We start from the raw sequence: 14,034 nt of genomic DNA on the forward strand, positions 1-14,034 counted from the left end.
CGGTCCACCACCTCTCTCGAAAGACGCGTGGAGCGGGGGCGGTGGCCGGGCATGAGGGCGGGTGATCCGGGTAACACCTGCCACGACAACCCCGCGAATGTCGCCTTTCCCCACGGCGGCCGGCACCTCTGGAGCCTCATGTGGACGTTTCCGCCGGTGTGTGGTGGCTGACGATCCTGGGGATCGTCGGGCTGCTGCTGTTCGACTTCGTCTTCCACGTCCGCAAGGCTCACGTCCCCACGCTGCGCGAGTCCTCGATCTGGTCGGCCCTGTACGTGGGCGTCGCGCTGCTGTTCGGCGCCGGCGTCTGGCTCTTCGGCGGCGCCGATGCCGGTGCCGAGTACTTCGCCGGCTACGTGACGGAGAAGGCGCTGTCGGCCGACAACCTGTTCGTCTTCCTCGTCATCATGGGCAGCTTCAAGGTGCCCCGCGCCGACCAGCAGAAGGCGCTGCTGTTCGGCATCGTCTTCTCGCTCCTCGCCCGCACTGGCTTCATCCTGCTGGGCGCGGCGCTGATCAACACGTTCGCCTGGGTGTTCTACCTGTTCGGCCTGATCCTGCTGCTCACGGCGGGCAACCTGCTCAAGCCGGACGGCCATGAGGGCCGCGTCCCCGACAACCTCATGGTCCGGGTCGCGCGCCGGCTGCTGCACACGAGTGACACCTACGACGGCGACCGGCTCTTCACCGTCCAGGACGGCAAGCGGGTCATGACGCCGATGTTGCTGGTCATGATCGCCATCGGCGGGACCGACGTGCTGTTCGCCCTCGACTCGATCCCGGCCATCTTCGGTCTCACCCAGAACGTCTACCTCGTCTTCACCGCGACCACGTTCTCCCTGCTGGGGCTGCGTCAGCTGTACTTCCTCATCGACGGGCTGCTCGACCGGCTCATCTTCCTGGCGTACGGGCTGGCCGCGATCCTGGCCTTCATCGGGGTCAAGCTGATTCTGCACGCGCTGCACGAGAACAACGTGCCGTTCATCAACGAGGGCGAGCCGGTGCCGGTCGTGGAGATCAGCACCGGGCTGTCCCTGTCGGTGATCACCGGCGTGCTGCTGGTCACGGTGGTGGCCTCGCTGGCCAGTCCGAAGGGCCGCGCGCAGAACACGGTGTCGGGGATGCGCCGGTACGCGGAGGCGTACCTGGACGTCGAGCACGACCCGGTGGTGCGCGAGGAGCTCTTCGACCGGCTCCTCGCGAAGGAGGAGCAGTTCAGGCAGCTCCCGGAACGGTTCCGCCGGGAGATTCGCGACGAGGACCGGCTGCTGGCCCTGCTGCGCCGTGCCCACGAGGAACACGACCGGGCCTGACCTCGGGCGGCCGGCCACCCGATGTACGGGTGACCGGCCGGTGTGTGCCGGGGCGGTCAGCCGCCGCGCCGGTCGGTGCCGTTGCCGTCGTAGCCGAGCAGCCGCATGGCCGTGTCCGGGTCCATCGCCGCGGCCAGCAGCTGGGCCCTGGCGTGGGCCTGGTCCCGTTCCTGCTCGGCCTTCGTCTGCGCCGCGCGGACGCCCTTGATCGCCACGAACGCCAGCCCGGCGCCCACGATGACGGCGACGACCACGACGAACAGCAGGAGCAGCAGCCCTGGCGAGGCCATCGAGGGCGCGGCGGCCGAGCCGGTGGCGTTCCCGCCGCCGCCGAGGACGCCGGTCACGGCGAGCGCGGCGATGACGGAGATCGCCACGAGGCCGAGCAGGCTGGCGACGACCAGCCAGATCCGGCCGATGCGGCGACGCCGCTGCGGTGACGGCGTGCCCGCCGCGGGCGTGCCCACGACGACCGGCACCGGCGCGGAGGGCCCTGCCGAGACCCCTGTGACAGGGCCGTTGGAGGGGGCGGCGCCCGGCGGGGAGGCGGCCCAGGGCACGAACTCGGGCCGGTCGGCCGGCTCGCGCTGCGCATCCTGACCGACCTGCACGGGCGGCCCCGTGGGAGGCGGCGCCTGGATCCCCGAGGGGCGCCCGCCAGAGGACCCGCCAGAGGACCCGGCAGGTGGCGCCGCGGTGGCCGGTCCAGCGGAAGCCCCCGGTGGGGGCAGCACCTGGATGCCGGTGGGCGGGGCCGCGAAGGGCGGTGCGGGCATCCCGGTCCCCTGCGCGGCGTAGCCGACCGGCACCCCCGGAACCGCCTCCTGGTGCCCGGGCAGCGCGCGGTCGATGTGGCTGTGCTCCTTGTGCGCCCTGGCCGCGTCGTGATGGTACTCCTCCAGCTCCTGGTAGAGCTCGTCGGAGGCGTAGATGGTGCCGTCGATGAGCGGCCCCGGCTCCCTGCGGATGATGGCGACCACGTCGTCGCCGTTGAGGGTCTTGTGCGTCTCCAGCGCGTGCGCCAGGCAGAGCACGTCCCTGCGGTGCTCCTCCAGCAACTGCTCGGTCCGCTCCAGCAGCCGTACCAGGTTGAACTCGATGCGCTCGCCGAGCACGTCGGGCGCGAGGTCGGGCTGGCGCCTGGCCGGCTCTCGCTCGGTGATGCCGATGCCGCCGCCGGGCCCGCGCTTGCGCATGGCCTTGCCGCCCATGATCTCCAGCTCCTGGAGCGCGGGCAGCGAGGTGACGCCGGAGCCCATGCCCCAGTACGACTCCATCATCGCGGTCAGGTAGGTGGCCGAGTAGAGGTCGCCGGAGACGCCGGAGGAGTTGTCCTCGCCGAAGAACATGCGCTCGCCGGCCAGCGAGGCCAGGGAGACCATGATGTCGGCCTCGTGCTCGGACTTCCACCGGGTGAACTGGTCCTCGGGCTTGATCGAGGCGACCATGCCGAGGTAGTCGGCGCCCTTCTCGATGGTGGCGATGTCGATTTCAAGGTGGAAGCGGGTCACGTACGCGACGACGGCGTGGCAGGCCTCGTGCACGGCCACGGCGTGGCGTTCGCGTTCGATGTACTCGACGTCCTCGGGTGGCCCGAGCTGCTTGAGCCGCTTGGCGCGCAGCACGTCCGACCAGGTGATGACCTCGCGCCCGTCCCTGATGGCCGTGATGAGCGACTCGTTGACCAGGTCCTTGATGGTGGCGCCGGTCGCGTACGGGGTGATCGTGGCGAGCTTGTCGATCTGCTCGGGGGTGAGCTCGTGCCACACCTTGTCGAAATAGCCCTGGTACGTACGCACCCGCCCGGCCTTCGACGGATAGCCGACCTTGTAGATGCGGTCGATGCGGCCGGGCCGCAGCAGCGCCTCGTCCAGCGCGTCGGGCCGGTTGGTGGCCATCATGACGAGGATGCGGTACTTGGGCGGGGGCTTGGGCCGCATGCCGAGCAGCCGGCGGACGAGGCGGTTGAAGAAGCCGCGCGGCTTCTTGAGCCCTGACAGCTCGGTGAGCAGCGCCTGCAGCGTGCCGGGGTCGCCGCCGCTGTTCATGCCGCCGCCCATGAAGAAGCGGTTGCGCCTGCCGGGGTCCTCCTCGGCCCGGTTGCCGCCGAAGGCGAGGATCTGGCGGGTGGCCTCGGACATGTAGTTCGCGCCGTGGCAGCCGTGGACGCCCGACAGGCCGGACAAGCCGCCGCCCTGTCCCGGCGGACCCTGCTGGGCCAGGCGGCCGCGCTTGCCGAGGGAGTCGGCCTCGTCGAAGAAGACGATCACTCCGCCGTACCGGAGGGCCAGTTTGCGCAGTTTCCTGAACAGCGACTTGACCTTGAGGATGCCGATGCCCATGAACATGTTCGTGAACGCGCCCGGATCCACGAACACGTACGGCTTGCCGGTCTCTCCGGCCACGGCCTCGGCCATGAGGGTCTTGCCGGTTCCCGGCGGCCCCCAGAGCAGCAGGCCGCTGGGGACGTACCCGCCGCGCCGCTCGATCTCGTCCGGCCGCTCCAGGAAGACGATGTTCTCCCTGACGCGCTCGACCACGTGGTCCTGCCCCCACACGTCGTGGAAGCGGGTCTTGATGTCGTCGGGGAAGTACGTCTCGACCCCGCCCCTGGACAGGAACCAGAACAGGCCGACGAACTGGATGATGACGAAGAAGAACAGGAAGACGATCTGCAGGAAGAACGGCAGCGCCTGCCAGATCAGCGCCGGGGCCTGGAGCAGCGCGGCGAACGGGCTGATGTCCATGACGGCCCCGAGCACCAAGGCGATCAGGACGATGAAGAAGGCGATCTTGAGTGCTCTGGCGAGGCGGAAGCGGGTCCAGTCGTCGAAGCGGCGGTGGGTCCAGCGTTCGAAGCCGCCGAAGACCTTCTGGCTCCAGAAGCGGTGGTAGGCCGACCAGTGCTCGCTGACGAAGAAGTGCACCTGCCTGACGGCCTCGGCGCCGAGCAGCCAGAAGATCCACTGATATTCGATGGCGATCTTCTGCGCGGCGTCGGGGAAGGTCATGATGCCTTCGAAGTCGGCCATCACCTTCCACGTGAGGATGAGATAGGCCAGCACCAGGACGATGAGGAACTTGCTCCGGTCCCAGAACTGCATTTTCTTCCTGGTCACGGATTCGGGATCGGAAGGCCCGCTGCCGGGGGCGCGCAGCCCTTCATGATGAATGGTCGTGGTCAATGGTGCTCCCTCATCCGGGCAGCCGGAGCAGCTTGAACGAACTCGCGATCTTGTCGAACTCGGCGCCGCGCTTCTGGAAGCAGACCGACTGGCAGCCGATGAGCATGACGGAGACCGTGGCGCCCTTCTCGTCGAGGATCGCCGTGTGGTCGAAGGTCTGGACGTCGGTGCCGATCTGGTAGTTGAAGCGCACGTGGACGCCTCTGGCGCCGCCGTCGAGGGTGAGCACCTCGTCGCTGATGGGTTCGAAGCGGTTGAACATCGGCGGCTGGTTCGCCGTCGCGGCCTGCTGCTGGTAGAGCAGGCGCATCTGCTCGGTCACCGGCAGGATGAAGTCGCGCAGCCGGTTGAGTGAGATCGCGTCGCGCTGCTCCTCGGTGAGCTGGTGCACGGCGGCGTAGACGAACGGATCGGCCGAGCCGAGCAGGTGGTTGACCGACGGCCTGGCCGACTGGTCGAAGGCCGTGGACCAGACCCGCTGCGCCCGCAGCGCCGCGGCCTGCGAGCTCGGGTGGTCACCGGACAGGTACAGTTCGATGGGATAGGCGTCGAGCTGCGTGAACGAGGCGGGCACCTTGAAGTACGTCGTTCCGGCCTTGTCACGGACGTAGGTGAACTCCGGCTGCCCGCACGCGGACAGCGTCAGGACCGCGACCATGAGCGCGATCAAACCCCGTGCTGTTTTCACCAGGGCTTACCTCCGCTTTACGGACCAACGGAGTTGTTGTGCCCGCTTTCAGCAGTGATGAGCCCGGAAGGCGCTGGAAAATCTTGACCAAATCTTGCCCGTTCATTGGCTTTACTTGTTACAGATCAAAAAGCCCTCCGTGCTGGGGCTGCGGCGCTCCGCTACAACGTTCATGCAACCCCCCATTGGTTCATCTCGGGAAGTAGCGAAAGATATGAGAATCCCTTTCCGACACCCCCGGAGCGAACAATGACAGAGCCAGCGATGGAGACCATGGACTCCTTCGGCATGAACGCCGAGCGCCAGTTCGCCGACGTGTGGTCACGGACGATCCTGTCGGACAGGGAACGCCGCCTGCTTCTGCTCGGGCTGCTCGTCGGGCAGGGGCATCAGGACCTGACCGACGTGCATCTCGACGTGGCTCTGCGGGCGGGAGAGCTGAGCGAGGGCGAGTTGCGCGAGGTGGTGGTCGTCCTGACGCACTACGCGGGCTGGATCAGGGGCGCGAAGCTGAACGACCAGGTGGAGGAGCTGATCGAGCGCGTCAGGCGGGAACGATCCGGTAGATCGGCCCCTGCAGACTGAGCGCGTAGAGCTCTCCGTCGGGGCCCTCGCCGAACGACGACAGTTGCTCGACCTCGCCGACCCCGGCCGCCTCCGCCAGCTCGTCCATCGGCGCGGCCTTGATCCAGCCGGCGCAGAAGTCGCCGTACAGGAACTGCCCCTGCAACCAGGGGATCTTCTGGCCCCGGTAGACGTAGCCGGCGATGACCGAGCAGTTGCCGCCTTCGCCCAGCGGGTAGACGATCACCGGCTCGACCAGGTCGCGGGGGTTGGCCCGGCCGCGGAAGGGCCGGTTTCCCTCGCGCAGGTTCCAGCCGTAGTTTTCGCCGCCTTCGGAGCCGGCGGGCTGGTAGTCGACCTCCTCCAGCTCGTTCTGGCCGACGTCGCCGATCCACAGGTCGCCGGTGTCGCGGTCGAAGGTGAAGCGCCAGGGGTTGCGCAGGCCGTAGGCCCAGATCTCGGGCCGCGCGCCCTCCTTGCCGACGAACGGGTTGTCGCGCGGGATCGTGTACGGCCTGCCGCGCGGGTCGATGCGCAGGATCTTGCCGAGCAGCGTGCCGAGCTCCTGGCCGTTGCTCTGCGGGTCGCCCGCGCTGCCCCCGTCGCCGAAGGCGATGTAGAGCAGGCCGTCGGGGCCGAAGGCGAGCTGGCCGCCGTTGTGGTTGGCGTACGGCTGCTCCTGGGTGAGCACGTCGCGCCTGGCGGTGGCCCTGCTGCCGTCGTAGGCCCACTCGGTGACGTGAGTGGTGCCGCGCGCGTCGGTCCAGTCGAGGTAGACCCAGCGGCCGGTGGGGTGGAAGGCGACGCCGAGCAGCCCCTGCTCGTTGCCCGTGCTCACTTCGCGGGACAGGTCGATGACGGTCTCGCCGCCGGTGGTGCGCAGCCGGCCGGTCTGCTCGGCGACGTAGAGCCGGTCGTCGCCCGTGCGCACGGCGAAGGCCACCGGCTGGTCCAGGGTGGCGATCTTGTCGAAGCGCAGCTTGCCGCGCTCGGGCGGCGGCGTGGTCTCGGGGGGCGTGGTTTCGGGCGTCGGCGTCGGGACGGCCGAGGTCGCCGGCGCAGGGCTCGCCTGCGCGCCGGACGGGGCGGCGGACGACCCGGAAGGCGGGCCGGACGCACACGCGGTGAGAGCCATGAGCAGCAGCACGGCCACGACGAGGCGCACGTCTTCATCCTGCCATGCCGGAGAGCGGGGACGTTAAGGTTCAGGCATGCCTACCGCATTGATCACTGGCGCGACCGCCGGCATCGGCGCCGCCTTCGCGCGGCGCCTGGCCGCCGACGCCTATTCGCTCGTCCTCGTGGCCAGGGACGAGCTCCGCCTGGCCCAGGCCGCCGACCAGCTCAAGCTCAGGTACGGCGTGAACGTCGAGGTGCTGCCCGCCGACCTGGCCACCGACGAGGGCCTGGCCAAGGTCGAGTCGCGACTGCGCGGCGGGGTCGACCTGCTGGTCAACAACGCCGGGTTCGGCAACGCGGGCCACTTCCCGCACGTGCCGGTCGAGGACGAGGTGCGCATGCTCAAGGTGCACTGCGAGGCCGTGCTGAGACTGACGCTGGCGGCGCTGCCCGGCATGAAGGAGCGCGACAGGGGCGCGATCGTGAACGTGGCCTCCGTGGCGGCGTTCTTCACCCGCGGCACCTACAGCGCGTCGAAGGCGTGGGTGGTGAACTTCAGCGAGTCGGCCGCGAACGAGGTGGCCAATCCGCGCATCCGCATCATGGCGTTGTGTCCCGGCTTCGTGCGCACCGAGTTCCACCAGCGCGCCTCCATGGACTCGTCGAGCATCCCCGGCTTCCTGTGGCTGAAGGCCGACGACGTGGTCCGTGAGGCGATGCGCGACCTGGCCCTGGGCCGGCGGGTGTCGGTCCCGGACCTGCGGTACAAGGCCATCGTGGCGGTCGGGCGGCTGGTGCCGCGCCGGCTGCAGGCCATGGTGTCGCAGCGGATCGGCCGCTGACCCGTACGTACGCGAAAAAACGGGCCCCCGCCGCGGGAGGGGGTCGCGGTGGGGGCCCGAGCGACCGCGGGCGAGGCCCGCGGCCGGGAATCAGGTGTCAGCGGCGAGGACTCAGCGGTTGGCCTCGTGACCGATCGACAGACCCGAGGTCGGGTCGAAGAAGTGCAGGTTGTGCGTGTCGACGACCAGGTCGATGTTCTGACCGGGACGCACGTGGCTGCGGGCGTTGACGCGGGCGGTCCACAGGGACTTGTCACCCGTCAGCGGCAGCGCGGCCTCCTCGTCGTCACCGGTGTCGGCGGCGGCGACGGTGTCCTTGTGCTCGACCGGCGGGGCGTCGATGAGGAACAGCACGTTGATCTCGGAGCCCAGCTCCTCGGTGACCTCCGCCTTGACCGGCAGCGTGGCCCAGCCGTTGGCGTGGTTGCCGGCCGAGGCGGCGTCCTCGAAGTCCGACGGGCGGATGCCGAGGATGATCTTCTTGCCGATGTACTGGTCGAGACCCGGCTTGTCGGAGAAGGTCGACTCGGGGATCGTCAGCTTGATGTCGGCGAACGTCACGGCGGGGCCGCCGTCGCCGCGGACCAGCTCGGCGGTGACGAAGTTCATCGAGGGCGAGCCCATGAAGCCGGCGACGAACAGGTTGACCGGCTTGTCGAACAGGTTCTGCGGGGTGTCGACCTGCTGGAGCAGGCCGTCGCGCAGGACACAGACGCGGTCGCCGAGGGTCATGGCCTCGACCTGGTCGTGCGTGACGTAGACGGTGGTGACGCCGAGGCGCTCGTGCATCTGGTTGAGCGAGGCGCGCATGGAGACGCGGAGCTTGGCGTCCAGGTTGGACAGCGGCTCGTCCATGAGGAAGGCCTGCGGCTCACGGACGATGGCGCGGCCCATGGCGACACGCTGGCGCTGACCACCGGAGAGAGCGGCCGGCTTGCGCTTGAGGTAAGTCTCGAGGCCGAGCATCTTGGCGGCCTCGTTGACGCGCTTCTGGATCTCCGGCTTGGGCATCTTGCGCAGCTTGAGACCGAAGGCGAGGTTCTCCTCGACCGTCATGTGGGGGTAGAGCGCGTAGTTCTGGAAGACCATCGCGATGTCGCGGTCCTTGGGCGGCAGGTGGTTGACCACCTTCTCACCGATGGCGATCTCGCCGCCGCTGATGTCCTCCAGACCGGCGATCATCCGCAGCGCGGTCGACTTACCGCAACCGGAGGGACCGACCAGCACCATGAACTCGCCATCCTTGATCTCAAGGTTGAGCCCGTTCACGGCCTTTACGCCACCGGCGTAGATCTTGTCGACGTTCGTCAGAACGATGGATGCCATGACATTCCTTCGCGCTCCAGGGCGGTAGCCCGGATGTTGTTACCGTGTCCCCACCAACGTGGATACGTTTTCAAGCATCTCACCCGAAACGGACATCGGTGTCAAGGGTTACAGCGTGACCAGCCTTTGTCGGCCCTGGCGACTTCCCGTTTCCGTGGAAGCATGATGGAATCGTTTCCATGGACAAGCGCGCGACGATCAAAGATGTGGCCGAGGCGGCCGGCGTGGGCGTCGCGACCGTGTCCCGCGTGCTGTCGGGCGGCTCGGCCAGCCCCCAGACGCGAGAGCGCGTCCTGGCCGTCGCCGCCCAGCTCGACTACCGGCCCAGCGCGCTCGGCCGCAACCTGCGCCAGCGCCGTACCGGCGGCATGGGCCTGCTCGTCCCCGACCTCACCGACACCTTCCACGCCCAGCTCGCCGAGGGCGTGCTGGCCTGCGCCCGCGCGGCCGGCGAGCCGGTCGTGCTCGGCTCCACGGGCGGCGACCCCGAGCAGGAGTCCGAGCTGATCGGGATGCTGCTGGAGCAGAGCGTCGATCGGCTCATCGCCGTGCCGTCGGGCGACGAGGACACCTGGGCGCCCGCGATCCGCGCGGGCATGACGGTGGTCTTCGCCGACCGCCTGCCCGCCCGCCCCTCGTCCGACGAGGACGACGACCCCGCCGCCAGGGCCGTCAACGACCTCATGCTGCTTGACGGCGTGCCCGCCGGCGCCCGGCCGCGCGGGCTCGACGTGCCGTCCGAGGTGGCCGACGACCGGGCGGGCATCCGTACGGCGGTCCGCTACCTGCGCGGCCTCGGCCACCGGCGCATCGCCTTCCTCGGCGGCCCCGGCCACGACCGGCGGGCGGCGGCGTTCGGTGCCGCCGTGGGCGCGCCCGTGGACGAGGAACTGGTCGTCTTCGCCACCGGCAGCCGCGACTCCGCCTACGCCGCCGCCTCCGGCCTGTTCCAGAGCCGCCCCGACCTGTCGGCGGTCGTCGCCGGGGGCAACGTCCTCGGGGTGGCGGCGGTGCTGGCCGCCAGGGAACTCGACCTCAGGGTGCCGCGCGACGTGTCGCTCGTCATGTACGACGACGTGCCCTGGGCCGAGCTGTGCTCCCCTCCCCTGACGGTGATCGCCCAGCCGGGGCGCGACATGGGGTACCGGGCGGCCGAGCTGGTGCTGCGCTCGGGGGGGCGCAGGCCGCGCGGGGCGGTGCTGCCGACGGAGCTGATCATCAGGGGCAGCTGCGGCCCGCACCGCCCGTAAGCCGCCACCGCGCAGCCGCCACCGCGCAGCCGCCACCGCGCAGCCGCCATCGCGCAGCCGTCACCCCGGTCGTCATAGCGCAGCCGTCATCGCCCAGCCGCCAGCCGCAGCCACCTTCCCGCAAGCGTCCGTCATCGCGCGCCGGAGTAGCGGCGCGGCAGGATCATCACGGGGTTGTCGTCGAGGATCACCTCCGGCGGCCCGAACCGCGCCGCCACCTCCTTGATCTCCGGCTCGTCCAGCATCAGCAGCCGCCCCTCCTCGACGAAGACCTCCCCGTCCACCACCACGGTCGGCCGGTCCACCTGGCAGTCGCAGTGGGCGAAACCGGGCCCCGTGGTGACCGGCACCCCTTCGGTCAGGCCGTCGATACCGCAGTAGAAGGCCCCCGCGTGCTTCTCGCGTTCGAACTGCGTGCCGCCGGCCAGCCGGACCTTCGGGTTCAGCCCGAACAGGCCGTGCCGCATGTAGAAGCCGCCCGGCGCGTACCTGCGCAGTTGCTCGGCGGCGACCCCGCCCTCGATCTTGCGGACCAGGTTGCCTTCGAGCGTGATGCGCAGCGGCTCCTCCGGCACGCCGGTGACGGTGGAGTCCTCGACGACGAGCACGCCCTCGGTCTCGGTCGGCCAGAAGTTGGCGCCGCCGTACGGGAAGGGCCGCCAGTCGCCCGGCCGCAGCGCGCCCGGGTCGGGGTCGAAGGTCAGCCCGGAGAACGTCACGTCGGTCCCGCGCGGCGAGGTCACCCGGATCGAGGAGGCACGGGACAACTGGCGCAGCGCCCGCCGCAGCAGCGCGTAGAAGACCTCGGCGGGCAGCCGGCCGCCGGTCAGCAGCGCGCCTGCCGTGGCGGTCATGTGCAGGGACAGGAAGCGGGCGGAGCGGGACTTGATCTGGTCGAAGAAGAGCGGCGCCGTGTGCACCTCGCCCCACCAGGTCCCGCTGATCACGACGTCGGCCTCGCGGAAGGCGGCCGTCTCGATGCCGAGCCACGCCTCCCTGTCCCATCCGCCCGGGGTGAACGGCGGCACCGACAGGATGCGCACGTCCGCGTCGCGCAGGGCCGCGGCGGCGGCGATGGCCTGCACGACGACGGGGTCGACGGTGTGCTCCATCATCAGCAGCACGCGCTCGCCCGGCTCAAGCCGGACGTATTCGCACAGGTTTCGCACGCCGGGCATCAGCTCCACGATCGCGTACGGCGACACGGCTGGTTCCGCGACGTAGCTGAACGGCGATCCGGAGTAAGGGTTGGTCGTCATGGCGCGCTCCCTGCGGGACGTGGGTCTCGATGCGGTGCCATCCGCAACCTCGTTTCGATACCCCGCCGGTAAGGTGGCGTACCGCATTCGTACCACTACTGTGCGAAGTAGATGCTTTGACGGGGATACAGTCGGCCATTGTGCTTTTCGGCAGATCGGCGGAGATCGCCGCCATCGACGACGTGATCGCCCGGGCCCGAGGGGGCGCGGGCGGGGCCCTGGTGCTGCGCGGGGAGGCGGGCGTGGGCAAGACGGCCCTGCTCGACCTCGCGGCCTCGCGGTGCGGCGCGATGAGGGTCCTTCGGGCGACCGGCGTGGAACCCGAATCCGACCTGGCCTTCGCCACCCTGCACCAACTGCTGCGCCCGGCGACGCTCCCGGCCGGCGGGCTGATGGACGCGCTGCCGGAGCCGCAGCGCGAGGCGGTGCGCGGGGCACTCGGGTTGACCGGGGCCGCCTCCGGTGACCGGTTCCCGCTGGCGGCCGGGGTGCTGTCGCTGCTGGCGGAGGCCGCCGTGCCGGACGGGCTGGTCTGCGTGGTGGACGACTTCCAGTGGGTCGACCGGGCATCGGCCGACGCACTGCTGTTCGCCGCCAGACGCCTGGGCACGGAACGGATCGCGATGCTGCTGTCCGTCCGCGGGGACCTGCCGGTCAAGGGCGTGCCGTCACTGAGCCTCGGCGGCCTCCCACCCGACGCCGCCACCGCCCTGCTCACCGCCGGCGTCACGACCGCGACGACGCGAGCTGGGGCCGGGGCTGTGCCCGAGATCGGAACCGTGTCCGGAGCCGGAGTCGTGCGGGAGTTGGTGGGGCTGACCGGTGGGAACCCGCTGGCGTTGCGTGAGATCGTGCGGCTGCTGAGCCTCGCACAGTTGGCCGGTCGCGAACCGTTGCCGGACCCGCTGCCCGGCGGCGCCCAGCTCTTCGGCGAGCAGGTGGCCGCGTTGTCTCCCCAGGCCCGCCAAGTCGCCCTGCTCGCGGCCGTCGAGGGCGATCTGGACCTGGTGCTGCGCGCCGCCGCCGCGATGAACGCCTCGGCGGACCGTCGGATGGACGCCGACCGCACCCCTGCCCTGACCAGCCCCTCGACCGATGCGGGGCGGGCTGAGTTGCATGAGCTGGAGGCCACCGGGCTGGTGCAGGTCTCCGGTGGGGTTGTGCGGTTTCGGCATCCGCTGATCCGTTCGGCCGTGTATGAGGCGGCGGCCCCTGCCGACCGGCGTGCGGCGCACGGGGTGCTGGCCGGGCTGTGTGATGGGGATCGCCGCGCCTGGCATCTGGCGGCGGCCGTGCTCGGGCAGGACGAGAAGGTCGCCCCGGCGCTGGCCGCGACCGCCGTGCGGGCCCGGGAGCGGGGCGGGTACGGTGACGCCGCCAGCGCACTGACGCGGGCCGCCGAGCTGACGCCCGACCCGGTGATCAGGGCGGCCAGGCTGAAGGACGCGGCCGTCGCGGCCTGGCTCGGCGGTCGTCCTGGGCAGGCCGAGTCGCTGCTGGGCGAGGCCCGTGAGCGGGCCGGGTCCGATCCCGTGACAGCGGCCGAGATCGACCAGCTGCGCGGCAGATTCGAGCTGAACTCGGGCAGCGCCGCCGAGGCCGTGCGGATCCTGTCCGGGGGCGAGAGCCTGAGCATGCTGGCCGACGCGATGGAGGCGGCCTCGTACGTCGGCGACACCGAGGCCATGATCCGGTTCGGGAGCCGAGCGGCGGCCCATCCGGAGGGTTTCCTGCGTGATGTGCTCGTGGGCATCGGCCTGATGCTGTCCGGCAGCGGGGCCGATGGCGGCGGGCGTGGGCTGCTTGTTCGGGCGCTTGGGCGGGTCGGGGAGCTCACGGAGGCGGCTGAGTTTCTGTGGGCTACGGCGGCGGCCAGTCAGCTCGGTGAGGCCGACCTGTCCGCCGAGTTGGCCGCGCGAGCCGGGCGGGTGGCCAGGGTGTCGGGGATGGCCGGGCAACTGCCGGTCGTGCTGGAGTTCGTGGCCACCGGCGAGCGGATCTCCGGACGGCTGGCGGAGAGTCAGGCCATCTCCGAGGAGGGGCTGGAGCTGGCTCGCGAGGCCGGTTACCGCAACACGGTGGCCGCGCACCTGGCCAACCTAGCGGTGCTGGCGGCGTTGCGTGGCGAGGAGGAGGACTGCGGGCGGCTGGCGCGGGAGGCGCTGGCCATCGCCGTGCCGCACCGGGTGGGGCTGCGCGTGGAGCTGGCCGCGTACGCGCTGGCCACGCAGGAGCTGGGGCTGGGCCGGTTCGCCGCGGCGCACGACCGGTTCACCGCGCTGGCGGCGGCGGGTCCCGGCGCCGGGCATCCGGCCGTGGTGTGGCGGTCGGCGCCGGACCGGATCGAGGCCGCCGTGGGAGCGGGCGACACGCCGGCCGCGCGGGCGGCGCGGGAGGCGTACGGGCGATGGTCGGCGCACGCCCGCACCGACGAGTCGGGCGCGCTGCTGGCCCGCTGTCACGCCCTGGTCGAGGACGACGACGGCGG

10 protein-coding genes are annotated in these 14,034 nt (G+C 70.6%); 5 read left to right on the plus strand and 5 right to left on the minus strand.

The features are described 5' to 3' along the window. Nucleotides 1-140: 140 nt before the first annotated feature. The gene (locus ABFX54_RS47445) at nucleotides 141-1,313 is read left to right on the plus strand and encodes a TerC family protein (RefSeq protein ID WP_346113688.1); all 1,173 of its coding nucleotides are present in this window, start codon (nucleotides 141-143) and stop codon (nucleotides 1,311-1,313) included. 56 nt (nucleotides 1,314-1,369) lie between these two features. Here ABFX54_RS47445 and ABFX54_RS47450 read toward each other — a convergent pair whose 3' ends face one another. Continuing rightward, nucleotides 1,370-4,432, minus strand: coding sequence for an AAA family ATPase (locus ABFX54_RS47450; RefSeq protein ID WP_346113689.1), 3,063 nt, complete (start codon nucleotides 4,430-4,432; stop codon nucleotides 1,370-1,372). 76 nt (nucleotides 4,433-4,508) lie between these two features. After that, nucleotides 4,509-5,156: a hypothetical protein gene (locus ABFX54_RS47455; protein ID WP_346113690.1), complete on the minus strand. Its 648-nt coding sequence runs from the start codon at nucleotides 5,154-5,156 to the stop codon at nucleotides 4,509-4,511. A gap of 279 nt (nucleotides 5,157-5,435) precedes the next feature. Here ABFX54_RS47455 and ABFX54_RS47460 point away from each other — a divergent pair, with 279 nt between their 5' ends. Next, a complete protein-coding gene (locus ABFX54_RS47460; protein WP_346113692.1) occupies nucleotides 5,436-5,771 on the plus strand; it encodes a carboxymuconolactone decarboxylase family protein in 336 nt (111 codons plus the stop codon). Here ABFX54_RS47460 and ABFX54_RS47465 read toward each other — a convergent pair. Further along, complete coding sequence (locus ABFX54_RS47465) at nucleotides 5,731-6,915, minus strand: PQQ-dependent sugar dehydrogenase (protein ID WP_346113693.1); 1,185 nt, start codon at nucleotides 6,913-6,915, stop codon at nucleotides 5,731-5,733. The two genes, ABFX54_RS47460 and ABFX54_RS47465, sit on opposite strands and share 41 nt — an antisense overlap. Nucleotides 6,916-6,961: 46 nt before the next feature. Here ABFX54_RS47465 and ABFX54_RS47470 point away from each other — a divergent pair, with 46 nt between their 5' ends. Continuing rightward, nucleotides 6,962-7,711, plus strand: coding sequence for an SDR family NAD(P)-dependent oxidoreductase (locus tag ABFX54_RS47470; RefSeq protein WP_346113694.1), 750 nt, complete (start codon nucleotides 6,962-6,964; stop codon nucleotides 7,709-7,711). Nucleotides 7,712-7,822: 111 nt separating this feature from the next. On the opposite strand, the gene ABFX54_RS47475 is transcribed toward ABFX54_RS47470, so the two are convergent. After that, a complete protein-coding gene (locus tag ABFX54_RS47475) occupies nucleotides 7,823-9,037 on the minus strand; it encodes an ABC transporter ATP-binding protein (RefSeq protein WP_346113695.1) in 1,215 nt (404 codons plus the stop codon). A 179-nt stretch (nucleotides 9,038-9,216) separates the two neighbouring features. Here ABFX54_RS47475 and ABFX54_RS47480 point away from each other — a divergent pair, with 179 nt between their 5' ends. Then, nucleotides 9,217-10,287: a LacI family DNA-binding transcriptional regulator gene (locus ABFX54_RS47480; protein WP_346113696.1), complete on the plus strand. Its 1,071-nt coding sequence runs from the start codon at nucleotides 9,217-9,219 to the stop codon at nucleotides 10,285-10,287. Nucleotides 10,288-10,418: 131 nt separating this feature from the next. Here the strand turns inward: ABFX54_RS47480 and ABFX54_RS47485 are convergent, their stop codons facing one another. Continuing rightward, complete coding sequence (locus ABFX54_RS47485) at nucleotides 10,419-11,546, minus strand: 2,5-dihydroxypyridine 5,6-dioxygenase NicX family protein (RefSeq protein ID WP_346113697.1); 1,128 nt, start codon at nucleotides 11,544-11,546, stop codon at nucleotides 10,419-10,421. A gap of 140 nt (nucleotides 11,547-11,686) precedes the next feature. Here ABFX54_RS47485 and ABFX54_RS47490 point away from each other — a divergent pair. Beyond that, on the plus strand, nucleotides 11,687-14,034 hold a 2,348-nt coding region (locus tag ABFX54_RS47490), incomplete at its 3' end, for an AAA family ATPase (RefSeq protein ID WP_346113698.1).

The organism is Nonomuraea maheshkhaliensis (assembly GCF_039529435.1).
GTDB lineage: Bacteria > Actinomycetota > Actinomycetes > Streptosporangiales > Streptosporangiaceae > Nonomuraea > Nonomuraea maheshkhaliensis.